The sequence below is a fragment of the Micromonospora sp. R77 genome (genome assembly GCF_022747945.1).
In the GTDB taxonomy this organism is placed as follows: domain Bacteria; phylum Actinomycetota; class Actinomycetes; order Mycobacteriales; family Micromonosporaceae; genus Micromonospora.
The window spans coordinates 1,541,407-1,563,203 of sequence record NZ_JALDST010000001.1 but is presented as its reverse complement, the minus strand read 5'-3'; the positions used below and the strand labels follow the sequence as shown (position 1 = coordinate 1,563,203).

General features: G+C 72.9%; 19 protein-coding genes and 2 pseudogenes. 6 read left to right on the top strand and 15 right to left on the bottom strand.

The features are described 5' to 3' along the window. Nucleotides 1–25: 25 nt before the first annotated feature. On the top strand, nucleotides 26–1,510 hold the full coding sequence (locus tag MRQ36_RS07115; RefSeq protein WP_242794005.1) for a sugar transferase: 1,485 nt from the start codon (nucleotides 26–28) through the stop codon (nucleotides 1,508–1,510). A 44-nt stretch (nucleotides 1,511–1,554) separates the two neighbouring features. On the opposite strand, the gene MRQ36_RS07110 is transcribed toward MRQ36_RS07115, so the two are convergent. Next, nucleotides 1,555–2,685 carry a PP2C family protein-serine/threonine phosphatase gene (locus MRQ36_RS07110; protein WP_242794003.1) on the bottom strand — a complete coding sequence of 377 codons (1,131 nt, stop codon included), beginning with the start codon at nucleotides 2,683–2,685 and terminating at the stop codon, nucleotides 1,555–1,557. Nucleotides 2,686–2,780: 95 nt separating this feature from the next. Here MRQ36_RS07110 and MRQ36_RS07105 point away from each other — a divergent pair, with 95 nt between their 5' ends. Then, a complete protein-coding gene (locus MRQ36_RS07105) occupies nucleotides 2,781–3,284 on the top strand; it encodes a MarR family winged helix-turn-helix transcriptional regulator (protein WP_242794001.1) in 504 nt (167 codons plus the stop codon). Nucleotides 3,285–3,294: 10 nt separating this feature from the next. Here the strand turns inward: MRQ36_RS07105 and MRQ36_RS07100 are convergent, their stop codons facing one another. The 4 genes and pseudogenes from MRQ36_RS07100 to MRQ36_RS07085 all read right to left on the bottom strand — a co-directional run bounded on the left by MRQ36_RS07100 (nucleotide 3,295) and on the right by MRQ36_RS07085 (nucleotide 7,355). Further along, entirely contained in the window at nucleotides 3,295–3,510 is a 216-nt protein-coding gene (locus MRQ36_RS07100; RefSeq protein ID WP_242793999.1) for a hypothetical protein, read from the bottom strand. After that, a complete protein-coding gene (locus MRQ36_RS07095) occupies nucleotides 3,464–4,300 on the bottom strand; it encodes a B12-binding domain-containing protein (RefSeq protein WP_242793997.1) in 837 nt (278 codons plus the stop codon). The genes MRQ36_RS07100 and MRQ36_RS07095 overlap by 47 nt, the downstream gene beginning before the upstream one ends. Next, nucleotides 4,297–5,967, bottom strand: a complete 1,671-nt coding sequence (locus tag MRQ36_RS07090; RefSeq protein ID WP_242793995.1) for a PP2C family protein-serine/threonine phosphatase — start codon at nucleotides 5,965–5,967, stop codon at nucleotides 4,297–4,299. Before MRQ36_RS07090 ends, MRQ36_RS07095 begins: the two co-directional genes overlap by 4 nt. A gap of 129 nt (nucleotides 5,968–6,096) precedes the next feature. Continuing rightward, nucleotides 6,097–7,355: pseudogene (locus MRQ36_RS07085) on the bottom strand (ROK family protein). Between the two features lie 49 nt (nucleotides 7,356–7,404). Here MRQ36_RS07085 and xylA point away from each other — a divergent pair. The 3 genes from xylA to MRQ36_RS07070 all read left to right on the top strand — a co-directional run bounded on the left by xylA (nucleotide 7,405) and on the right by MRQ36_RS07070 (nucleotide 11,633). Further along, entirely contained in the window at nucleotides 7,405–8,592 is a 1,188-nt protein-coding gene (gene xylA / locus MRQ36_RS07080; protein ID WP_242793993.1) for a xylose isomerase, read from the top strand. Between the two features lie 11 nt (nucleotides 8,593–8,603). Then, entirely contained in the window at nucleotides 8,604–10,073 is a 1,470-nt protein-coding gene (gene xylB / locus MRQ36_RS07075; RefSeq protein ID WP_242793991.1) for a xylulokinase, read from the top strand. Nucleotides 10,074–10,220: 147 nt separating this feature from the next. Beyond that, nucleotides 10,221–11,633, top strand: coding sequence for an MFS transporter (locus MRQ36_RS07070; protein WP_242793989.1), 1,413 nt, complete (start codon nucleotides 10,221–10,223; stop codon nucleotides 11,631–11,633). A 170-nt stretch (nucleotides 11,634–11,803) separates the two neighbouring features. Here the strand turns inward: MRQ36_RS07070 and MRQ36_RS07065 are convergent, their stop codons facing one another. From MRQ36_RS07065 to MRQ36_RS07045, 5 genes are all read right to left on the bottom strand, one after another. Continuing rightward, complete coding sequence (locus MRQ36_RS07065) at nucleotides 11,804–13,468, bottom strand: alpha-amylase family glycosyl hydrolase (protein ID WP_242800895.1); 1,665 nt, start codon at nucleotides 13,466–13,468, stop codon at nucleotides 11,804–11,806. Between the two features lie 83 nt (nucleotides 13,469–13,551). Further along, nucleotides 13,552–14,616 carry a LacI family DNA-binding transcriptional regulator gene (locus tag MRQ36_RS07060; protein ID WP_242793987.1) on the bottom strand — a complete coding sequence of 355 codons (1,065 nt, stop codon included), beginning with the start codon at nucleotides 14,614–14,616 and terminating at the stop codon, nucleotides 13,552–13,554. A 61-nt stretch (nucleotides 14,617–14,677) separates the two neighbouring features. Continuing rightward, nucleotides 14,678–15,640 (bottom strand): carbohydrate ABC transporter permease, encoded by a 963-nt coding sequence (locus MRQ36_RS07055; protein ID WP_242793985.1) that lies wholly within the window; start codon nucleotides 15,638–15,640, stop codon nucleotides 14,678–14,680. A 1-nt stretch (nucleotide 15,641) separates the two neighbouring features. Beyond that, nucleotides 15,642–16,691: a carbohydrate ABC transporter permease gene (locus MRQ36_RS07050; protein WP_242793983.1), complete on the bottom strand. Its 1,050-nt coding sequence runs from the start codon at nucleotides 16,689–16,691 to the stop codon at nucleotides 15,642–15,644. Nucleotides 16,692–16,758: 67 nt separating this feature from the next. Next, the gene (locus tag MRQ36_RS07045; RefSeq protein WP_242793981.1) at nucleotides 16,759–18,099 is read right to left on the bottom strand and encodes an ABC transporter substrate-binding protein; all 1,341 of its coding nucleotides are present in this window, start codon (nucleotides 18,097–18,099) and stop codon (nucleotides 16,759–16,761) included. Nucleotides 18,100–18,360: 261 nt separating this feature from the next. Between MRQ36_RS07045 and MRQ36_RS07040 the strand changes: the two genes are divergently transcribed. Continuing rightward, nucleotides 18,361–19,134 (top strand): M23 family metallopeptidase, encoded by a 774-nt coding sequence (locus MRQ36_RS07040; protein ID WP_242793979.1) that lies wholly within the window; start codon nucleotides 18,361–18,363, stop codon nucleotides 19,132–19,134. 62 nt (nucleotides 19,135–19,196) lie between these two features. Here MRQ36_RS07040 and MRQ36_RS07035 read toward each other — a convergent pair whose 3' ends face one another. The 5 genes and pseudogenes from MRQ36_RS07035 to MRQ36_RS07015 all read right to left on the bottom strand — a co-directional run bounded on the left by MRQ36_RS07035 (nucleotide 19,197) and on the right by MRQ36_RS07015 (nucleotide 21,755). Next, the gene (locus tag MRQ36_RS07035; RefSeq protein WP_242793977.1) at nucleotides 19,197–19,691 is read right to left on the bottom strand and encodes a TspO/MBR family protein; all 495 of its coding nucleotides are present in this window, start codon (nucleotides 19,689–19,691) and stop codon (nucleotides 19,197–19,199) included. A 170-nt stretch (nucleotides 19,692–19,861) separates the two neighbouring features. Beyond that, nucleotides 19,862–20,005, bottom strand: coding sequence for a GPGG-motif small membrane protein (locus MRQ36_RS07030; RefSeq protein WP_018786997.1), 144 nt, complete (start codon nucleotides 20,003–20,005; stop codon nucleotides 19,862–19,864). Next, nucleotides 19,996–20,771 (bottom strand): annotated as a pseudogene (locus MRQ36_RS07025) (metallophosphoesterase). Before MRQ36_RS07025 ends, MRQ36_RS07030 begins: the two are co-directional and overlap by 10 nt. A gap of 13 nt (nucleotides 20,772–20,784) precedes the next feature. Next, a complete protein-coding gene (locus tag MRQ36_RS07020; protein ID WP_242793973.1) occupies nucleotides 20,785–21,057 on the bottom strand; it encodes a hypothetical protein in 273 nt (90 codons plus the stop codon). After that, nucleotides 21,054–21,755: a nucleotidyltransferase gene (locus MRQ36_RS07015; RefSeq protein ID WP_278187447.1), complete on the bottom strand. Its 702-nt coding sequence runs from the start codon at nucleotides 21,753–21,755 to the stop codon at nucleotides 21,054–21,056. The genes MRQ36_RS07020 and MRQ36_RS07015 overlap by 4 nt, the downstream gene beginning before the upstream one ends. Nucleotides 21,756–21,797: the final 42 nt, after the last annotated feature.

Below are 21,797 nucleotides of genomic sequence, written 5' to 3'. Positions count from 1 at the left end.
GGCCTGAGCGAAGTGGGGAGGGCCGGTGACCTCGGCGACGCTGTTGACCCCCGCCAGGACCTCGTCCGGACCGGGCGGTCACCGTCCGGGACCGGCGGGCCGTGCCGACGAACGGGCGTACGTCCGGCTCCTGGTGGTCCTGGACACCTTCGTGCTGTCCCTGGCCATCCTGGTGGGATACGTCGCCCGGTTCGGCGAGGAGGAACCGAGCGGCTCGAAGATCCCGTACGTGGTCGTCGCGCCCGGCCTGCTGCTCGTCTGGCTCATCTCGCTCCGGGCGCTGCGCTGCTATGACGACCGGGTGCTCGGCTACGGCGCGGACGAGTACCGCCGGGTCAGCTCCGCCAGTCTCCGGTTGGCCGGTGGCATCGCGATCGCCGGCTACATCGCCGACGTCGGCGTCTCCCGGGGCTTCCTGGGCATCTCCTTCGCGGTCGGCACCCTGGGACTGGAGGTGGCCCGGTTCGCCGCCCGCAAGCGCCTGCACCGGGCCCGCGACCGGGGCGCCGGCTGGTCCCGCAAGGTGCTGGTGGTCGGCGACACCGCCCACGTGCTGGAACTGGTGCACACCCTGCGCCGCGAGCCGTACGCCGGCTATCAGGTGGTCGGCGCCTGCATCCCCGACGCCCTGCTCGCCCCGGTGCCGCAGCGCCTCGGCGACGTGCCGGTGGTCGGCTCGTTCCGTGGCATCCCCGAGGCGGCCACCGCCATCGGCGCCGACACCGTGGCCGTCACCGCCTCCGGCGAGCTGACCGCCACCCGGCTGCGCCGACTCGGCTGGCAGCTCGAGGGCACCGGTGTCGACCTGGTCGTCGCGCCCGCGCTGACCGACGTCGCCGGCCCCCGCATCCACACCCGCCCGGTGGCCGGCCTCCCGCTGATCCACGTCGAGGCACCCGAGTTCCGGGGCGCCCGGAAGCTGGTCAAGGGCTTCGTCGACCGGTCCATCTCGTTCGTCGCGCTGACCCTGCTGCTGCCGGTGCTGCTGTTCATCGCGCTCGCCATCAAGCTGGACAGCCGGGGCCCGGTGCTGTTCCGGCAGACCCGGGTCGGCCAGGGCGGCAAGGAGTTCGGCGTCTTCAAGTTCCGCACCATGGTGGTCAACGCCGACGCCCTGCTGGCCGAGCTGGCCGCGCGGAACGAGACCGACGGGCTGATGTTCAAGATGCGCGACGACCCTCGGGTCACCCGCGTCGGCAAGCTGCTGCGCAAGTGGTCGCTGGACGAGCTGCCCCAGCTCGCCAACGTGCTCTTCGGCCAGATGAGCCTGGTCGGACCCCGCCCCCCGCTGCCCAGCGAGGTGGCCCGGTACGACGGCGACGTGGCCCGCCGCCTGCTGGTCAAGCCCGGCATGACCGGGCTCTGGCAGGTCAGTGGCCGGTCCGACCTGAGCTGGGAGGACGGCATCCGGCTCGACCTCTACTACGTGGAGAACTGGTCGCTCGCCGCCGACCTGACCATCCTGTGGAAGACCTTCGGCGCGGTGGTCAACAGCCGCGGCGCGTACTGAGCCGCACCCCGGCGCGCGAGGCGTGCCGGGGTGCCGGCCGGCGGTCAGGGCTGCGGACCGAGCCAGTCGAGGCAGACCACCACCGCGTCGTCGACGAGGTCACCGGCGACGAAGGCGCGCAGGTCGCCGATGAGGGACCGGACGGCGTCCAGCGGTGCCATCGGCCCGGTCCGGCGCAGGAAGCGGTCCAGCGCCGTCTCGCCGTACCGGACCTGCTGCCCGGTGGCGTCGATGACGCCGTCGCTGACCACGAAGAGCCGGTCCCCACGGCGCAGCTGGAAGTGCTGCTCCCGGTAGTCGGTGTCCTCGAACATGCCGAGCGGGAACTGCTTCTCCAGGCTCTGTTCGCTGACGTCGCCGTCGCGGAGCAGGAGCAGCCGCGGCGAGCCGGCGTCGACCACGGTCAGCCGGCCCTCGGCCAGGTCCAGCTCGACCAGCAGCGCGGAGAGGTGCTGATCGCCCTGGTGCAGGGCATAGATCGCCTGGTCGGCCAGGGCGGCCTGGTCGGCCAGGTCCAGCTCGGCCCGGCGGGCGTTGCGCAGCGCGTGGGTGGCGAGCGTGGTGAGCAGCGAGGCGGCCACCCCCTCACCGGCCCCGTTGATCACGGTCAGCCAGAGCCGGTGCCCGTCGTCGGACCAGTCGAAGCTGTCGCCCCGCACCGCGTACGCCGGTTCGAGCTGACCGGCCAGGCTGAACGACGGCCGGATCCGGCTGCGGCCGGGCAGCAGCTCCCACTGCATCTCGGCGGCGAGCGTGAGCCGCTGGGTGCGCCGGGCGGACAGGTAGACGTCCGTGCTGGCGGTCACCGCGGCCACCTCGTGCCCGAAGGCGGTGGCGAGTTCGTCCAGCGCGGGCAGGACGGCGGGATCGGCGGGCACCGGGGACAGCCGCAGCACCCCGCGCCGCTCGCCCCGCATGCCCACCGGGAACCATCCGGTGCCGTCGTTGACGATCGGCTCCTGGTGGTCGAAGCACCGCCAGGCCGGGTGCCCCGGCGCGCTGATCGACTCGCCGCCGCGCAGCGGGAGCAGCACCGACAGCCGGTAGTCGACCTGGAACAGCTCCGCCTCGGCGATCCCGTACGACCGTTTCAGCTCGGCCGCGAGCCGGTCGAGCAGAAGATCGGCCGGTGCCTCGGTGAGGGTCCGGCGGGCCTGTTCCTCCGGTCCGCTCATCTTTGCTCCTTTGCACAGGTCGTCGGCCTGATGGGCCGGGTAGTCTCGGGCCCACCATGGCCGAAGAACACGGTCCCTACGGACCAGAAGCGAGTATGGCTGCCGCTCTCGACGAGGCGGCGGGCACCCTGCTGGCTGTCTGGGAGGCGGCCCGGGAGCGGACCGGCACCCGGCTCTCCGGCGCCCAGTTACGCGCTGTCATGGTCGTCGAGCAGCACGACGGGATCAACCTCCGCCGGCTGGCGACCCAACTGGACATGCTGCTCTCCTCGGCCAGCCGACTCTGCGACCGGCTGGTCGCGGCGGGCATGCTGGAGCGCGAACCGGGCCGGTTCGACCGGCGGGAGATCTCCCTGCACCTCACCCCGGAGGCGGTCCGCGTCCTGGCCGAGCTGCGCGCCGCCCGCCGAGACCGGCTGGAGCGGGTGCTGGCCGGGATGAGCCCGGAGGGGCGGGCCGAGCTGATCCGGGGGGTGGCGGAGTTCAACGAGGTCGTCCGGGGGCGGGAGACCCGGGAGGGCAGCTGGCCGGTCCTCCAGTCCGCCGGGGAACGGTCGGCGGAGCCGGGCGGCCACCCACCGGTGGCGCGTACCGCCTGACCGGGCCCGCTCAGTTCCGGGCGGTCGCCGCCCGGGCGAGCCGCAGGTGGTGGCCGGCCCGGGGATGCTCGGCCAGGGTCTGCGCGCAGCTCGCGAGCACCGCGTCGAGCAGCGGCCGGCCGCCGCGTGCGGCGAGCGCCTCGTCCTGCCAGCGGACGTGGTCGACCAGCAGCTCCGGGTCACCGACCCGGATCGCCGCCGCCAGGGCGTCCACCAGGTGGGCCACGCCGGTGGCGATGTCCTCGGCGGCCTCCTCGGCCGGGTCGACGGCGCGCAGGGCCGCGTGGACCACCTCCCGGCGGCGGCGCAGCACGGCCACGTACTCGTCGTCGCCGGCCGGCGCGCCGGGACCGGTGTGGTGGTCGGTGAAGACCTGCCGGTCCAGCAGCCGGACCGCGTCCCCGGGCGGTGGCACCCCAGGCCGCCGCCCCGATCCCGGCGGCCCACCGGCCGTCCGGGCCGAAGCCGGGGCCGCCCGCGACGACCGGCACCCCCGCGGCACGGCAGGACTCCACCATCCGGGCGGCGCGGATCAGGCGGGTGGGCTGCACGCAACTGAGCAGCACCGCGTCGGGTCCGGTCTGGTGCAGGTAGGAGACCAGGTGCCGGGCGGGCACGCTGGCGCCCAGGAAGGTCACCCGCCAGCCGGCTGCCCGGACCACCTCGGCCACGATGCGGGCGGCCAGCGCGTGCCACTCGCCCTCGACGCAGGCCGTCACCACGTGTCCGCGGCGCGGGACGGCGGTGACCCGGGCCGCCACCGCACCCACCACCACCTCGCTGACGTGCGTCGCGGCGTGTTCCCGGGCGACGCTCCAGGACCCGGTCAGCCAGCGTCGGCCGATCTCCCGCTGTGCCTCGGCGACCACGTCCACCAGGACGTCGGCCACCGGGACACCCGCGTCGAGCAGCCCGGCCACCAGGTCGACCGCGTCGGCCTGGTCGGCCCGGTCCAGGCAGTCGAGGTACGCCTCGACGGTGCCCGGCCCGATCCCACCGGTGGCCGTCCCGCTCACGCGGGTGCCGCCGCCACGGCCAGCATCGCGATGTCGTCGTGGACCTGCCCGTCCAGCCACTCGTCGACCAGTTGCAGCAGCCGCTCGACCAGCACGGCCGGGGGCAGGCCGGCGACCGAGCGGACCGCGGAGAGCAGCCGGCCGTCGCCGAACATGGCCAGCTCGCCCGGACCGCCCCGCGCCTCGGTCACCCCGTCGGTGTACGCGAGCAGCACCTCTCCGGGCGCCAGCCGCACCTGCGCCGCCGCGAAGCGGGCCGTGGCGAACGCGCCGACGGGCATGCCGCCCACCTGCACCGGCTCGACGGTCCGGTCGGCGCGGACCACCAGCGGCGACGGGTGACCCCCGCCGGCCAGGGTGACCAGCAGTCCGCCGTCCGGTTCGCGGGTGAGCCCGCCGAGCAGCAGGGTGGTGAACTGGCTGCGCCGGGCGGCGTCGGGCGCGTCGAGCAGCGCCCGGTTGAGCAGCTCGATCAGCTCCAGCGGACGCTGTTCGACCAGCCGCAGGGTCTGCAACGACTGGCGTACCCGGCCGGTCAGCACGGCGGCGCCGACGCCCTTGCCGCAGACGTCGCCGAGGGCGAACAGCGCCCCTGAGGCGGTGCGGAACACGTCGTAGAAGTCGCCGCCGATGCGCAGGCTGTCCCCGGCGGCGCGGTAACCACCGGCCAGTCGCATCCCGGGCACCGTGGGCAGCTCCGGCGGCAGCAGGCTGTGCTGCAGCACCCGGGCCAGGTGGGTCTGCTCGCCGTAGAGGTCCGCGGCGGCCAGGGCGGCACCGGCGCGGGCGGCGAACTCCCGGGCCAGTTCGATCTCCCGCTGGTCGAAACCGGGGCGTTCGGCGTGGCGGATCAGCAGCAGCGCGCCGGCCGGGCCGCCGGCGCTGAGCATCGGGCTGACCAGCACCGTGCCGGGCCGGCCGAAGCCGTCGGGCAGCAGGTCGGCCAGGTGGGCCAGTTCGGCGTCCAGCCACGGGCTGGGGTCGGTGGCGTCACCGTCGAGTGCCTCGGCGAGTCCGGGCACGGCGTCGGCGAGCGCCCAGGTGCCGATCCCGGTGGTCGGGGCGCGTTCACCCTCGGCGTACCGGAGCCAGTGCGGCTGGTCCTCGGCGGGCGGCGGCGGGCGGTGGACGACCAGCGCGACGTCGGCGAGGTAGGGCACCGGCAGGGTGGCGGCCGTGCGCAGCGTCTGGTCCCGGTGCAGGGAGAGGCCGAGCCGGCTGCCGGCCTGGGCCAGGAAGGCGGTACGGGAGCGCTCGGCCAGCAGCGCGTCGGTGCGGGCCTGCTCCTCGGTGATGTCCCGCACGTACCAGGCGCAGCCAGTGGCCAGGGCGCGGCGGACCCCGCGCAACCGGCGGCCGCGGTGCTCCAGGTCGACGGTGTCGGCACCGGACCGCGTCGCGTGGGCCAGCGGGTCGATCGCGCAGCGGGCCAGGTCGGTGCCGGGGGTGAGGTCGGGGAGGAGTTCGACCGCCATCGCGTTGACCAGGGTCACCACGCCGGCGGGGTCGGTGGTGACGATCGCCTCGGCGAGACCGTCCAGCAGTTCCCGGGCCAGTCTCGAGTCGGCCGGCAGCGGGCTCTCGGCGGGACGCCGGGTGCGGGGCCGGGACGCCTGCCCGCCGCCGCTTACCGGTCCGGCGAGACCACCCCGGCGGGCGGTCGTCACCGCTGCTCGCCGGGCGCCCGGGTCCGTCGACCTGTGCGCATGCTGTTCGTGGACTCCTCGCTCGGGTGGTGGCGTCCGGGCAAGCGTACCGACGCGGGACGGCGATCGCCCATCGAGGAACGGGCCGGGTCAGCGCGTCCGGGCGAGCCAGCCGGCCGGTCGGTCGATGATCCGGCGGACCACCGAGGTGGCCCCGCCGACGGCCGCGGACCGGGCGCCGAGCGCCGCCGGGCGGACGGTCACCGGGGACCAGGCCGCGGTGAGCACCCGGCGGGACAGTTCGGCCACCACCGGCGGGCGCAGCCACGGCGCGAGGGGGGCGTATCCGCCGCCGAGGACCACGGTGTCCAGATCCAGCAGGTTCACCACGCCCGCGACGGCCACCCCGAGGGCGGTGCCCGCGTCGGTCAGCGCGGTCAGGGTGGCGGGGTCACCGGCCCGGGCCAGGTCGGCCAGCCGGGTGGCGGCGATGTCGGCGGGCAGGTCGGCGCCGGCCAGTCCGGCGGCGGCGAGGACGGCCTCCTGGCCCGCGTACCGCTCCAGGCAGCCCTGGCCGCCGCACCGGCACGGCCGCCCCTGCGGGTGTACGGGGATGTGACCGATCTCGCCGCTCCAGCCGCGGGCACCCCGGTAGAGCGCGCCGTCGAGGACGATCCCGGCGCCGATGCCGATCTCGCCGGAGATGTGCAGGAAGCTCCCGGCGCCGGGCGGTCCGGCGTGCAGTTCGCCGAGGGCGGCCAGGTTGGCCTCGTTCTCGACCACCAGCGGCGGGATCCCGTCCACCGGTTCGGCCAGCCGGTGACCGGCGAGCAGCCCCGGGACGTCGACGTCCCGCCAGCCGAGGTTGGGCGCGAGCCGGACCAGGCCGTCGGCGTCGACCAGGCCGGGCACGGCGAGGGCCGCGCCGGCCGGGGTCAGTCCGTCGCGTACGGCCGCGGTGTGCGCGGCGGCGGCGAGCGCGGCGAGCCGGGCCAGCGTGTCGGCGGGGGAGACCGGGCGCAGGTCGGCGCGTTCGACCACGTGGTGGCGGACCGTGCCGGTCAGGTCGACCACGCAGGCGGCGAGGTAGTCGACGTTGATCTCCAGGCCGAGCCCGGCCGGGCCGTGGTCGGCCAGCACCAGGCCGCGCGCGGGCGGCCCGCCCCGGTACGCGGTGCCGGGTCGGCCTCGGCGACCAGCCGGCCGTCGAGCAGATCCTCGACGACGGCCGAGACGGTGGCCCGGGTGAGCCCGGTGGCGGCGGCGAGGTCGGCCCGCGACGGCGGACGGTCGGCGGCGGCGATCCGCCCGAGCACCACGGCGAGGTTGAGCTCGCGCAGAGTTCCCTGCCGGACGGCTCCGGCGGTGCTGGCGCTAGTCACCGCTTGACAGTGCCACACCGCGGTCATTTAATTCAACCACTGAACAAATTTGTGGACGACACCCCGGAGGTCTGCCATGGCACCCCGTCCCACCCCCGCCGACAAGTTCTCCTTCGGTCTCTGGACGGTGGGCTGGCAGGCCCGCGACCCGTTCGGCGACCCCACCCGCCCCGCGCTGGACCCGGTCGAGGCGGTGCACCGGCTGGCCGAGCTCGGCGCGTACGGGATCACCTTCCACGACGACGACCTGGTCCCCTTCGGCGCGGACGCCGCCACCCGCGACGCCCACCTGGCCCGGTTCCGCAAGGCCCTCGACGAGACCGGCCTGGTCGTCCCGATGGTCACCACGAACCTCTTCACCCACCCCGTCTTCAAGGACGGCGGCTTCACCAGCAACGACCGCGACGTCCGCCGGTACGCGCTGCGCAAGGTGCTGCGCAACGTCGACCTCGCCGCCGAGCTGGGCGCGAAGACGTTCGTCATGTGGGGCGGCCGGGAGGGCGCCGAGTACGACCTGGCCAAGGACGTCCGCGCCGCGCTGGACCGCTACCGGGAGGCCGTCGACCTGCTCTGCCAGTACGTCGTCGACAACGGCTACGACCTGCGCTTCGCCATCGAGCCCAAGCCGAACGAGCCGCGCGGCGACATCCTGCTGCCCACCGTCGGGCACGCGCTCGCGTTCATCTCCACCCTGGCCCGCCCCGAGCTGGTCGGGCTCAACCCGGAGGTCGGCCACGAGCAGATGGCCGGGCTGAACTTCGCGCACGGCATCGCCCAGGCCCTCTGGCAGGGCAAGCTGTTCCACATCGACCTCAACGGCCAGCGCGGCATCAAGTACGACCAGGACCTGGTCTTCGGTCACGGTGACCTGCTCAACGCGTTCGCCCTGGTGGACCTGCTGGAGCACGGCGGCCCCGACGGCGGCCCCGCCTACGACGGGCCCCGGCACTTCGACTACAAGCCGTCCCGCACCGAGGACATGACCGGCGTGTGGGCCTCGGCCGAGGCGAACATGCGGACGTACCTGCTGCTCAAGGAGCGGGCCGCGGCGTTCCGGGCCGACCCGGAGGTGGCCGAGGCCCTCGCCGCCAGCCGGGTCGCCGACCTGGCCACGCCGACGCTGAATCCGGGGGAGGGCCACGTCGAGCTGCTCGCCGACCGGTCCGCGTTCGAGGACTTCGACCCGGAGCCGGCCGGCGCGAAGGGTTACGGCTTCGTCCGGCTCAACCAGCTCGCCGTCGAGCACCTGCTCGGCGCGCGCTGAGGCGGGCCGACATGCCGCTCGTCGCCGGGGTGGACTCCTCCACCCAGTCCTGCAAGGTGGTCGTCCGGGACGCGGAGACCGGCGCGCTGGTCCGGCAGGGCCGCGCCCCGCACCCGGACGGCACGGAGGTCGACCCGGAGGCCTGGTGGACGGCCCTGACGACGGCCGTCGAGGCGGCCGGCGGGCTGGCCGACGTGGCGGCCGTCTCGGTGGCCGGGCAGCAGCACGGCATGGTCTGCCTGGACGAGGCCGGCCGGGTGGTCCGGCCGGCGCTGCTGTGGAACGACACCCGCTCGGCCGGCGCGGCCGACGAGCTGATCGCCGAGGCGGGTGGCGGGCCGGTCGGCCGCCGGTTCTGGGCGGACGCGGTCGGTTCGGTGCCGGTGGCCAGCTTCACCGTCACCAAGCTGCGCTGGCTGGCCCGGCACGAGCCGGCGAACGCCGAGCGGGTGGCCGCGGTCTGCCTGCCGCACGACTGGCTGACCTGGCGGCTGGCCGGTGCACCCGGCCTGGCCGGGCTACGCACCGACCGGGGTGACGCCAGCGGCACCGGCTACTGGTCCCCGGCCACCGGCGACTACCGCCTCGACCTGCTCGAACAGGCCTCCGGCCGGCGGCTGCACCTGCCGACCGTGCTCGGCCCGGCCGAGCCGGCGGGCCGGCTGGACCCGGCGGCCCTCGCCGGTGCCGGGCCGACCGACCGGGCGTCGGCGAGCGGACCGGATGTGCTGCTCGGCCCGGGCACCGGGGACAACGCCGCCGCCGCGCTCGGCGTCGGCGCCGGCCCCGGCGACGTGGTCGTCTCGATCGGCACCTCCGGCACGGTCTTCGCGGTGGCCGACGCGCCCGCCGCCGACCCGTCCGGCGCGGTGGCCGGCTTCGCCGACGCCACCGGCCGGTTCCTGCCGCTGGTCTGCACACTCAACGCGGCCCGGGTGCTCGACGCCGCGGCGACCCTGCTGCGGGTCGGCCTCGACGAGCTGGGCGAGCTGGCACTGGCCGCCCCGCCCGGCGCGGACGGACTGGTCATGGTGCCCTACCTGGAGGGGGAGCGGACCCCGAACAAGCCACTCGCCACCGGGGCGGTGCACGGCCTGACCCTGGCCAACACCACCCCCGCCCACCTGGCCCGGGCCGCCGTCGAGGGGATGCTCTGCGCGCTCGCCGACGGCCTGGACGCGTTGACCGCCCAGGGCGCCACCGTGGAGCGGGTCGTCCTGGTCGGCGGCGGGGCCCGCTCGGCGGCCGTACGCCGGATCGCCCCGCAGGTCTTCGGCCGGCCCGTGGTGGTCCCGCCACCCGGGGAGTACGTCGCCGACGGCGCGGCCCGCCAGGCCGCCTGGCTCGCCCTGGGCGGCGCGGCGCCACCGGAGTGGACCCTCGCCGACACGCAGGAGTACGCGGCCGAGCCCGTCCCGGCCATCCGCGAGCAGTACGCGCGGGCCCGCGACCACACCGTCGACCGCTCCGGCGGCGAGTGACCCGTCGGGAGCCCGCCCGGTCCCCGAGTGACCCCTTCGCCCGGCCCGGCGGGGTGACCCCGTCGCCGGGCCGGACGGGTGACCGGACCGGCGTGCCGGCAGGGGTTCGTCATCCGGCCGTGACCTGCTCCTGGTTGGCTGCCGGACATGACCGGCAGCAGGACGTCCCGACGCGGGAACGCGGCGCACCGCCTCTACAGCGTCGTCGTCTTCGTGCTCCTCGCGTCGCTGGACAACGTGGCGATCGGCCTGGTCCCACCCCTGTACGGGCCGATCTCCGCCGGGCTGGACGTGTCGCAGCGCCTGCTCGGCCTGGTCACCGCGGCGAGCTTCCTGGTCAGCGCGGTGGCCGCAGTGGGCTGGGCGTACGTCGGCGACCGCACCGACCGCAAGCCGCTGCTGATGGTCGGCACGCTGATCTGGGCGGCCGGCACCGGCGGCAGCGCACTGGCCGGGAACTATCCGATCTTCCTGGCCGCCCAGTTGCTCGCCGCGGTCGGGCTGGGCGCGGTCGGCTCGGTCGGCTTCTCGGTCGTCACCGACCTGATCTCGCCGCGGCGGCGGGGCCTGGTGATGAGCTTCTGGGGACTGTCCCAGGGGGTCGGCACGCTGGCCGGCACGCTGACCGGGGGCATCCTCGGCGCCGTCGACTGGCGGCGACCGTTCGCGCTGCTCGCCGTGCTGGGGCTGGCCGCCACGGTGGCGTACCTGTTCACCTACGACGTACGCCGGGGCCAGAGCGAACCGGAACTGGCCGCCGCGATCGACGCCGGGGCCGAGTACGACTACCGGATCAGCCGCGCCGACCTGCCCCGGATCCTCGCCCGCCGGACCAACCGCTGGCTGGTGCTGCAGGGGCTCACCGCGCAGGCCGCGTTCGGCTCGCTGGTCTGGCTGCCGGTGCTCTTCGCCGAGCGGGCCCGGGCGCAGGGCTACTCGCCGGCCACCGCCGTGGTGGTGGGCAGCGTCTTCGCCACCCTGTTCCAGCTCGGCGGGGTGCTCTCCATCGTGGGTGGCCTGGCCGGCGACGCGCTGCAACGGCGTACCCCCAGCGGCCGGGCCCTGGTCGCGGCGGTGGGCATCCTCGCGGCGCTGCCGTTCTACCTGGTCCTGTTCTTCGTGCCGGTACGCATCGACGTGCCGGACGGCGCCGGCTCCGGCGCGGTGATCGCCGCGGTGCTGGCCAGCGTGGTCACCGAGCCCACGGTGGGGTTGAGCCTGCTCACCGCCGTGGTCGCGCTGGCGCTCACCTCGGCGAACTCGCCGAACTGGTTCGCGCTGATCGCCGACGTCAACCCGCCCGAGCACCGGGGCACCGTCTACAGCCTCGGCAACCTGGTCAACGGGGTCGGCCGGGCGGCCGGCAACGGCCTGGTCGGGGTGGCCTTCCACGGGCTGCGGGCGGCGTTCCCGCCGCCGCTGAACTTCGCGGTCGGGCTGGCCGCCTTCCAGCTCTTCTTCATCCCCACCGGGATCATGTACTGGCTGGCCGCCCGCACCTCACCCGGCGACATCGACTCCGTCCACGCCCTCCTGCACCGCCGCGCCGACCACCTCTGACCGCGCTCCTTCCGCGCCGCCGCGACCGCCCCACCCGCGACCGCCCTCATTCACGACCGCCCTCATTCACGGAAAGAGTGGCCTCCCCACGCCGGGAAGCCACTCTTTCCGTGAAATTGCGGTGCGGTCGCGCGACGGGTCGGTCGCGCGGGTTGCGGGCGGGTGAGGGGTCAGGCGCGGAACCAGGCCGTGACGTCGGTGGGGACGCGGCCGTCGTCGTCGAGGGGGGCGCTGGACACCAGCAGCTCCGCGCCGGCCGGCGCGGGCACCGGGGCGGTGCCGAAGTTGGTGAGCACGGTGAGGCCGTTGTTGGTGAAGGTCAGCACCTCGTCACCGGAGGCGAGCCAGCGCAGCGTGCCCCGGCCCAGCTCGTGCTCGTGCCGCAGCCGCAGCGCCGTCCGGTACAGCTCGTACGTCGAGCCGGGCACGCCCTCCTGCCGGTCGAGGGCGTACTCGGCCCAGGACTCCGGCTGCGGCAGCCAGCTCGCGTCGGTCGGGCCGAAGCCGTACGACGGGGCGTCGGCCTCCCACGGGATCGGCACCCGGCAGCCGTCCCGGCCGCGCTGGGTGTGACCGCTGCGCTCCCAGGTCGGGTCCTGGCGGGCCTCGTCGGGCAGCGTGGTGTGCTCCGGCAGGCCCAGCTCCTCGCCCTGGTAGAGGTAGGCGGAGCCGGGCAGGGCCAGCATCAGCAGGCTGGCCGCGCGGGCCCGGCGCAGGCCGAGCGCGGCGTCCGGCTGCGGGTCGCCGATGCCGATGCCGTTCGGGCGGCCACCACTGATCGGCAGCCCGAGCCGGGAGGCGTGCCGGACCACGTCGTGGTTGGAGAGCACCCAGGTGGTCGGGGCGCCCACCGCGTCGGTGGCCTCCAGCGAGCGGGTGATCACCGCGTACTGGGCCGGGGCGGTCCAGGAGGCGAGCAGGTACTCGAAGTTGAACGCCTGGTGCATCTCGTCGGGGCGGACGTAGCGGGCCAGCCGCTCGGCCGGCTCCACCCACGCCTCGGCGACCAGGATCCGCTCGCCGTCGTAGGAGTCGAGCAGCCGCCGCCACTCCCGGTAGATCTCGTGCACGCCGTCCTGGTCCCACATCGGCGGGCGCGGCTTGTCCACCTCGTTGCCGGAGAGGATCTCCTGCGGCTCCTGCCAGTCGGCCAGGTCGGCCTGCTTGATCAGGCCGTGCGCCACGTCCACCCGGAAACCGTCGACGCCCCGGTCCAGCCAGAACCGCAGGACGTCCAGGAACTCGGTGCGGACCTCGGGGTTGTCCCAGTTCAGGTCGGGCTGGCCGGTGTCGAACAGGTGCAGGTACCACTGCCCGTCGGCCACCCGGGTCCAGGCGGGTCCGCCGAAGACGCTCTGCCAGTCGTTCGGCGGCTCGGCGCCGTCCGGGCCCTTACCGTCCCGGAAGACGTACCGCTGCCGGGCGGGGCTGCCCGGCGCGGCGGCCAGGGCCTCGACGAACCAGCGGTGCGCGGAGGAGGTGTGGTTGGGCACCAGGTCGACGATCACCCGCAGGCCGCGGCTCTTCGCCTCGGCGATCATCGCGTCGGCGTCGGCGAGCGTGCCGAAGAGCGGGTCGACGTCCCGGTAGTCGGCCACGTCGTAGCCGGCGTCGGCCTGCGGCGACGGATAGAACGGCGACAGCCAGACCGCGTCGACGCCCAGCTCGGCGAGGTGACCGAGGCGGGCGGTGATGCCGGGGAGGTCGCCGATCCCGTCGCCGTTCGAGTCGGCGAAGGAGCGCGGGTAGATCTGGTAGATGACGGCCTCGGTCCACCAGCCGGTGGCCGGGGCGCCGGCCGTCTCCTGCTGCGTCGCGTTCACGTCGGTGTTCAGAGCCTTCTCCCCTTGTGTCGTGCCGTGCCGTCCGGGCCCGGACTTCTGCTGCGTCCGGCCGCCACCCGGGCGGACGGGTCCGTTCAGTGTGCCCGCGGCGGGGCGGTCGATTCACGCACCACCAGGCGAGTGGGCAGGATCACCGGCGCCGCCGGCTGGTCGCCGTCGGTGCGCGGCTGGGGCACCTGACCGGCGTACGGGTCGGCGCTGCGGGCGCCGAGCGGGTCGAGCAGGATCCGGGCGGCGAGCAGCCCTTGCTCGGCCGCCGGTTGGGCGATGGTGCTCAGGCCCAGCACCCCGGCCAGGTCGTGGTCGTCGATGCCGATCACGCTCACGTCCTGCGGCACCCGCAGGCCCGCGTCGCGCAGCGCGGTCATCGCGCCCATCGCCATCTCGTCGCAGGCCGCGAAGATCGCGGTCGGCGGTTCGCCCCGGGCCAGCAGCTCGGCGGCGGCCCGGTTGCCGCCGTCGATGGTGAACTGCGACTCCACGTCCAGGCCCGGGTCGGGGCGCAGGCCGGCCGCCCGCAGCGCCTCCTGGTAGCCGCGCCGCCGGTCCAGGTGCGTGGTGAAGGCCAGCTCGTCGTCCGGGTCGCCGGAGATGTGCGCGATCCGGGTGTGACCCAGGTCGAGCAGGTGCCGGGTGGCGGTCCGGGCGGCGGCCACGTCGTCGATCCGCACGCACGGCCAGCCGGGTACGCCGCTGCCGGAGCTGATGGTGACACCGGGGATGTCCAGCTTGGTCAGCGCGGCGACGTCGGCGGGGCGCAGCGGGGTGGCGACCAGGATGACCGCGTCGACCCGCTTGTGCAGGCTGGCGGTCCGCAGCACCCGTTGTCGGGTCTGCTCGCGACCACCGAGGTTGTAGAGCAGCAGGTCGTAACCGGACTGGTGGAGGAACTCCTCGACCGACTCGACGACCGTGCCGAAGAACCACCGGGTGATCCGGGGGACCACCACGGCGACGGTGCCGGTGCGTCCGCCGGCCAGCCGGGAGGCGCTCGGCGAGACCGCGTACTGGAGCTGCTCGGCGGCGGCGAGCACCCGGCGGCGGGTCGCGGCCGAGACCGTCGGCAGCCCCCGCAGTGCCCGGGAGACGGTGGCCGTGGAGACCCCGGCCAGGCGGGCGACATCGTCAATCTTCGTCATCGTTCCCCCGCTGCGACCCGTGCCCGCCGCCGCCGGGGACCGGCGGCGGCGGGCCAGCGGGTCAGCCCTTGACGCTGCCGGCGAGCAGGCCGCGCACGAAGTAGCGCTGGAGGGACAGGAACACGATCAGCGGTACGACGATCGACACGAACGCGCCGGCCGTGAGCCGCTGCCACTCGTTGCCCCGGGTGCCGGCCATCTCGGCCAGCCGGACGGTGAGCGGGGCGGTCTCGTTGCCGCCACCGGCGAAGATCAGCGCGACCAGCAGGTCGTTCCAGACCCAGAGGAACTGGAAGATGCCGAACGCCGCCAGGGCGGGGGTGATCAACGGCAGGACGATGGTCCGGAAGATCTTCGGGTGGGTGGCCCCGTCGACCCGGGCCGCCTCCATCAGGTCACCGGGCAGCTGCGAGATGAAGTTGTGCAGCAGGAAGACGGCGAACGGGAGCGCGAAGCAGGTGTGCGCGAACCACACCTGCGCGAACTTCTGCTCGTCGACCAGGTCCCAGGCCGGCATCAGGGTCACCCCGCCGATGCTGACCCCGGTGGAGAAGAACTTCAGCAGCGGCACCAGGGCCATCTGCAGCGGCACGATCTGCATCGCGAAGATCGCGATGTAGAGCCAGTCGCGCCCCTTGAAGTTGATCCAGGCCAGCGCGTACGCGGCCAGCGACGCGAAGGCCAGCGGGAAGAGCACCGACGGGATGGTGATCGCCAGCGAGTTGATGAAGTAGCTGGCGAGCTGCCCCGACGAGGAGGAGCTGCTGAACAGCACCTCCTTGTAGTTGTCGAGGGTGAACTGCGGGTTGGTGAAGACGGTCCACCAACCCGTGCTCTTGATCTCGTCCTCCGGCCGGACCGAGGAGACCAGCAGGCCGAAGGTGGGGATCGTCCAGAGCAGTGCGATGACGATCGAGACCAGGGTGGCCGTACGGCTGTTGAGCCGCTTGCGGACCCGGGCGGCGCGGGTGGTCGGCCCGGTGGCCTGGGTACCCGCTGCGACGGTGGGCGTGGCGGTGGTCATCTCAGCCCTCCCGCTGCTGACGCAGGTTGCGGATCTGGTAGATCACGATCGGGATGACCAGGACGAAGAGGAAGACCGCCAGGGCCGAGCCCTGCCCGTTCTGGCCGTAGCGGAACGCCTGGTTGTACATCTCGTTCGCGATGACGCTGGTGTCGTAGTTGCCGTTGGTGGCGGTCCGGACGATGTCGAAGACCTTGAGCGTGGCGATCGAGAGCGTCACCACCACCACGATCAGCGCCGGCCGGATGCTCGGCATGGTGATCCGCCAGAACATCTGCCACGGGGTGGTCCCGTCGAGCCGGGCCGCTTCGACGATGTCGGCCGGGATGGCCTTGATCGCGGCGGAGAGCACGACCATCGCGAACCCGGCCTGGATCCAGATCATGATCACGATGAGCAGGAAGGTGTTCAGCGGCGACTCGAGCAGCCACTGCTTCGGCTCGCCGCCGAGGCTGACCACGATCTGGTTGAGCAGACCGATCTGGTCCTGCCCGTCACCGCGGTAGGCGTAGACGAACTTCCAGATGATGGTGGCGCCGACGAACGAGATCGCCATCGGCAGGAAGATCAGCGACTTGGCGATCGACTCGAACCGGGCCTTGTCCACCATCACCGCGTAGATCAGGCCGAACGCGGTGGCCACGAGCGGGACCAGGAGCACCCAGACCAAAGTGTTGATCAGCACCCGGATGATCGAGGACTCGGAGAACATCCAACCGTAGTTCTCCAGGCCCACCCAGTTGTTGCTGCCGGCATCCATGAAGGAGAGCAGCGTGGTGCGGATCGCCGGCACCACGAGCCCCACGGTGAGCAGCAAGAGCGTCGGCAGCAGGAAGAAGAGGGCGAAGACGCCCTCCCGCTGCTTACGCCGGCGGGGCAGCGGGGCGCCGCTCGCCGAGGCGGCGATCAGCGCCGCCTCCCGGCGGCGGGCGAACCAGGCCGGCACCACGTCGAGGAGCAGGAGCAGACCGCCCACCACCGCGACGAAAGCGATCAGCCCGTACATCAGCATGAGGAACTTGGGCTGTTCCTCCGCGAAGTCGAACTCCATCGACCCTCCTTCAAGGGTTCGGGATGAGGGCGGTGGCCCGGTCGTCCGACCGGGCCACCGCCTCAGATCACTTCCAGCTGGACTCGATGCCGTTGAGCACCGTGGCGGTGTCCTTGCCGTTGATCCAGTCGACCATGCCCTTCCAGAAGGTGCCCGCGCCGACCGCGGCCGGCATCAGGTCCGAACCGTCGAACCGGAACACGGTCTTCGGGTCCTGGAGGATCTGGACGGAGAGCTTGTCCACCGGGTTGGGGACGTTGTTGATGTCGAGCTTGTTGTTCGCCGACACCCAGTCGCCGATCTTGGCGCGGCTGTTGGCGTACTCGCCGGAGGCCAGGTAGGTCTGCACGGCCTGGACCTCGGGCCGGTCGGCGAAGGCCGCGACGAACTCGCCGCCACCCAGCACCGGCTTGCCCTTGGCCGGGTCGACGGCCGGGAAGTAGAACGCGAAGACGTCGCCGTCCTCGGCCACCTTGGTGCCCTTCGGCCACTGGTTGGCGTAGAAGGACGCCTGGCGGTGCAGGGCACACTTGTTCTTGAGGATCGGCGTACCGGCCTCCTGGAAGGAGGTGGTGGCGATGCTCTTCACGCCGCCGAAGCCGCCGTTGACGTACTTCTCGTTCTTGAGGATGGTGCCGGCCTTGTCGACCGCCTCGGCGACCTTCGGGTCGTTGAACTTGATGCCGTGGGTGGTCCACTGGTCGTAGACCTCGGGCGTCTGCGTACGCAGCATGAGGTCTTCGATCCAGTCGGTGGCCGGCCAGCCGGTGGCGTCACCGGACTCGATGCCCGCGCACCACGGCTTGGTGCCGCTCGCCGCGATGGTGTCGCTCAGCTTGATCAGCTCGTCCCAGGTGGTCGGGACGGTCCAGCCCTTCTCCTTGAAGGTCTTCGGCGAGTACCACACGAAGGACTTCACGTTGGAGCCGAGCGGGGCGCCGTAGAACTTGCCGTCCACGGTGCTGTACTTCAGCCAGTCGGGGGAGTAGTTCTGCTCGGCCATGGCCTTGGTGTCGTTGCCGGCCGGCTTGAGCTTGCCCGAGTCGACGAAGCGCTTGAGCAGACCCGGCTGCGGGATGAACGCCAGGTCGGGGGCGTTGCCGCCGTCGACCCGGACACCGAGCTGGGCCTCGAACTCGCCGCTGCCCTCGTGGTCGATCTTGATGCCGGTGCAGTCCTCGAACTGCTTCCAGGACTGCTCCAGGCGGTCGGCCTCGATGTCCCGGATCGACGAGTAGATCGTGACCTTCTTGCCGTCGTTGCCCTGGTACTTCTCGTAAGGGGCACACTCGGGCTTGCTCGCGCTGTCGCTCTTCTTGTCGTTGCCGGTGCCGCAGGCGGTGGCGGTGAGCGCCAGCCCCAGTACGCCGGCGATCGCGAGAGCCTGGCGTGATCTGGCAAACGCCATGCCGTTCTCCTTCCTTGCCGGCGCGGGGGGAGATCGAACGCGCGCCGGTCCGATGTGTCGTCCCCACATGTAAGCGCTTGCATCGCGTCCGGTCCACCCCTGTCCGGACACGGCCCGGTAACAATCCCGAAACCCGCTCACCGGCTGTGGGCGCGCTCCCACGCGACGTGGTTCCCGCAGCTGGCGGGCCCTTCCCATCGATGGCAGTTTCTGTCAGGCTGAACCCTCCAGATCGAAGGATTTCGACATAGGAGGTGCTGGATGCGTAGACGGTGGTTCAGCCTCGCGGCGGCCGGCCTGCTGATCGCGGCGACCCTGCTCCCCGCGGCCCCGGCGATGGCCGCGCCGACCTTCAAGGTGCCCTTCCCCTGCGGGCAGTCCTGGTCCGGACAGACCCGCACCGACCACAGCCCGGCGAACGCGATCGACTTCAACCGCACCGACGACCTCGGCGACCCGGTGGTGGCCAGCGCGCCCGGCACCGTCGACCGGGTGACCGACCTCGGCGGCACCAGCTACGGCAAGTACGTCCGGATCGACCACGGCGGCGGCTACACCACCTACTACGCCCACCTCAACGGCTTCAACGTCTCCGTCGGCCAGAGCGTCGGCTACGGCAAGGTGATCGGCTGGGTGGGCAGCACCGGCGGCTCCACCGGCCCGCACCTGCACTACGAGCAGCGGCTCAACGGCAACGACATCCAGGCCCGGTTCAACGGCGCCCTCGCGCTCTACTGGGGCACCAAGACCTACACCAGCGACAACAACTGCGCCGCCAGCACCGGCTCCGGCACGGTGAACACGGCCGGAGCTGACCTGACCGTACGGTCCGGACCGGGCACGGGCTACACCGCGGTCGGCTCGGTCGCCGACGGCACCCGGGTCACCATCTACTGCCAGACCAGCGGCACCAGCGTCACCGGCACGTACGGCACCAGCTCGATCTGGGACCGGATCGGCTCCGGCCGCTACATCGCCGACGCGTACGTCTACACCGGCTCGGACGGCTACATCCCCGGCGTCCCGCGCTGCTGACCCGTGTTAGGAGGGGCCCCCTGCTATGCAGAAGGCGTTAACAGGGGGCCCCTCCTTGCACTTCAGGCGTTGAGCCGCCAGATGGCGAGGTTGAGGGCGGCGGCGAAGGTCACCCAGGCCCAGTACGGCAGCATCAGCGCGGCGGCCGGCCGGGAGACCCGCCGGAACAGCACCACCGTGACGCCGATCGCCAGCCACATCAGCACGATCTCGGCGAACGCCAGCCCGTACTGGCCGGCACCGAAGAAGAGCGGGGTCCAGATCGCGTTGAGCACGAGCTGGACGACCCAGGCCCAGAGGGCGGGGCCGAAGCCGACCCGGCGCCACACCAGCCAGCCGGCGACCGCGATCAGGGCGTAGAGCACCGTCCAGACCGGGCCGAAGAGCCAGGACGGCGGGGCCCACGACGGTTGGTTCAGGCTCGCGTACTCCTGACTGGTGCCCCGGACGCCCAGCCCGCCCGCGGCCGCCGCCACCGTCACCGCCGCGCCGAAGCCGAGGAGCGCCCACCACTTGCGCGCGCCGGTCGTCCGCCGGCTGCCCTCCGATATCTCCATGGTCGAGAGATTTCCGCCGGCGGCGGCCGGTAAACGTCACCCCACCGGAACCGGCTGTCGCCGGTCGGAACGACAGAACGCCGGGGTCGTCGACGTTCGGCTCTCCTGTCTGGGAGGACGGAGATCCGGACGCGACGACCCCGGCGGGTCCAGGTGGATACGGAAAGGCGTTAACTGAAGATGCTGACGCCACCCGGGCCGACCAGAAGACCGACCACGATGAGGACGATGCCCCACAGGATCTGCCGGCGGAACAGCGCGAGAATGCCGGCGACCACGAGTACGACTGCGAGAATCCAGAGAATCAGCTCCATGGTTGCTGGATACCCGTCCTACCGTTCCCGGAAACCTGTCTCAGCCGACTAGATGATCTCCCAGGTGGAAGATGCTGTACGCCTGCTTGATCACCGGGTGGGCGACGTTGCGGACCCGTACGCCGCCCGGCGTGGTGCCCCGCTCGGTGCCGGCGTGCGCGTGGCCGTGCAGGGCCAGCGCGGTCGGTGCGGAGTCGATCGCCTGCCCCAGCTGGTACGACCCCAGGAACGGATAGATCTCCAGCGGCTCGCCGGCGAGCGTGTCCGGCACGGGGGAGTAGTGGGTGAGCGCGACCAGCAGGTCGCAGTCCAGTTCGCGCAGCGCCTTGCCCAGCGCCTCCGCGCTCTCGTTCGTGGTCCGGACGAACGCCTTCATCTCCGGCTCGCCGAAGTCGCTGGCGCACCGGCCGGCGAAACCGCCGCCGAAGCCCTTCACCCCGGCCACGCCGAGCCGCCCGGCCGGTGTCTCCAGCACCGTCCCGGTCCCCTCCAGCACGGTGATCCCGGCGTCCTCCAACACCTTGACCACCTGCGGCACCTGGTCGCACTGGTGGTCGTGGTTGCCGAGCACGGTGATCACCGGCACGCCCAGCCCGCCGAACTCCTGCGCCACACAGCGCGCCTCCGACTCGGTGCCGTGCCGGGTCAGGTCGCCGGCGAGCAGCAGCACGTCCGCGCAGTCGGGCAGTTCCTCCAGGGCGGGCCGGAACCGGCCGACCACGTCCTGGTCCAGGTGTACGTCGCCGACGGCGGCGATCCGGATCACTGGTGTACCTCCCTCACGGCAGCTCCTCGACCTGGGTGGGCGCCTGCGCCCGGATCACCCCGATGTCGCTGGTGACCGGCACGTCGGGGAAGCGTTCGGCGACCCGGCGCAGGATCTCCTCGCGCCGGTGCGGGCTCTCCACCTCGCCGTAGAGCACCAGGCCCCGCTCGCGGCGGACCACCGTGATGCCCTGTTCGGCGACGGCGGGGTCCTCGGCCAGCAGGCGGTGGATCTCCGCCTCGACATACTCGTCCGGCGGTGCGCCGCCGCCGTACTGCTCGGTCACGGTGTCTCCCTTCCTCCCGGTGCGCCGGCGTGCGGCAGCACGTCCAGCCGGTCGAGCAGCACCAGGAACGCCTCCGCGTACGGCGAGTGCTGCGTCTCCTTCCGTACCCGTTCCCAGTCGATCTGTTCCCGCAGCGACCGGGCCAGCGGCAGCGCGCGGGCGAAGTCGCAGTAGTGCTGGGAGAAGCTGAGCAGCTTGTGCACCATGAGCTGGCTGGCCGAGAGCACCGGCATGTGGATGGCGTCGACCGGCCGGACGATGGTGTCGGCGAAGGTCTCCTCGGTCACCGGCGTCTCGATCGGCCGGTGGATCAGGTCCACCATCCGGCCCTCGTCATAGACCTTGACCAGCCAGTCCTCGGGCGGACGCTCGGCGGTGAAGCCGGCCTCGACCAGTGCCTCCAGGGCCCGGTCGACGTCCTGCTCGCGGAGCAGGAAGTCCACGTCGTGTTCGCTGGAGTGGCCGCCGTGCGCGTACACGGCGAAGCTGCCGCCGAGCGCGAAGGGGATCTCGGACTGCTTGAGCACGGCGGCGACCTTCTTCAGCGTGTGCACCAGGGTCTCGTCCCCGCGCTCGGCCATCTGGGTCTCCCGTCGTCGTGGGTGTGGCGGTGGGAATTGAAGTTGCGTACCCGGCGATCCGGTCGGCCACACCTGCCGCGCTACGCGGAAGGCCCGCAAGCGGGCGGGAACGGACATTTCTTCTCCAGGCGTGAGCGTGGGTCGGATAATCTGTGGAGG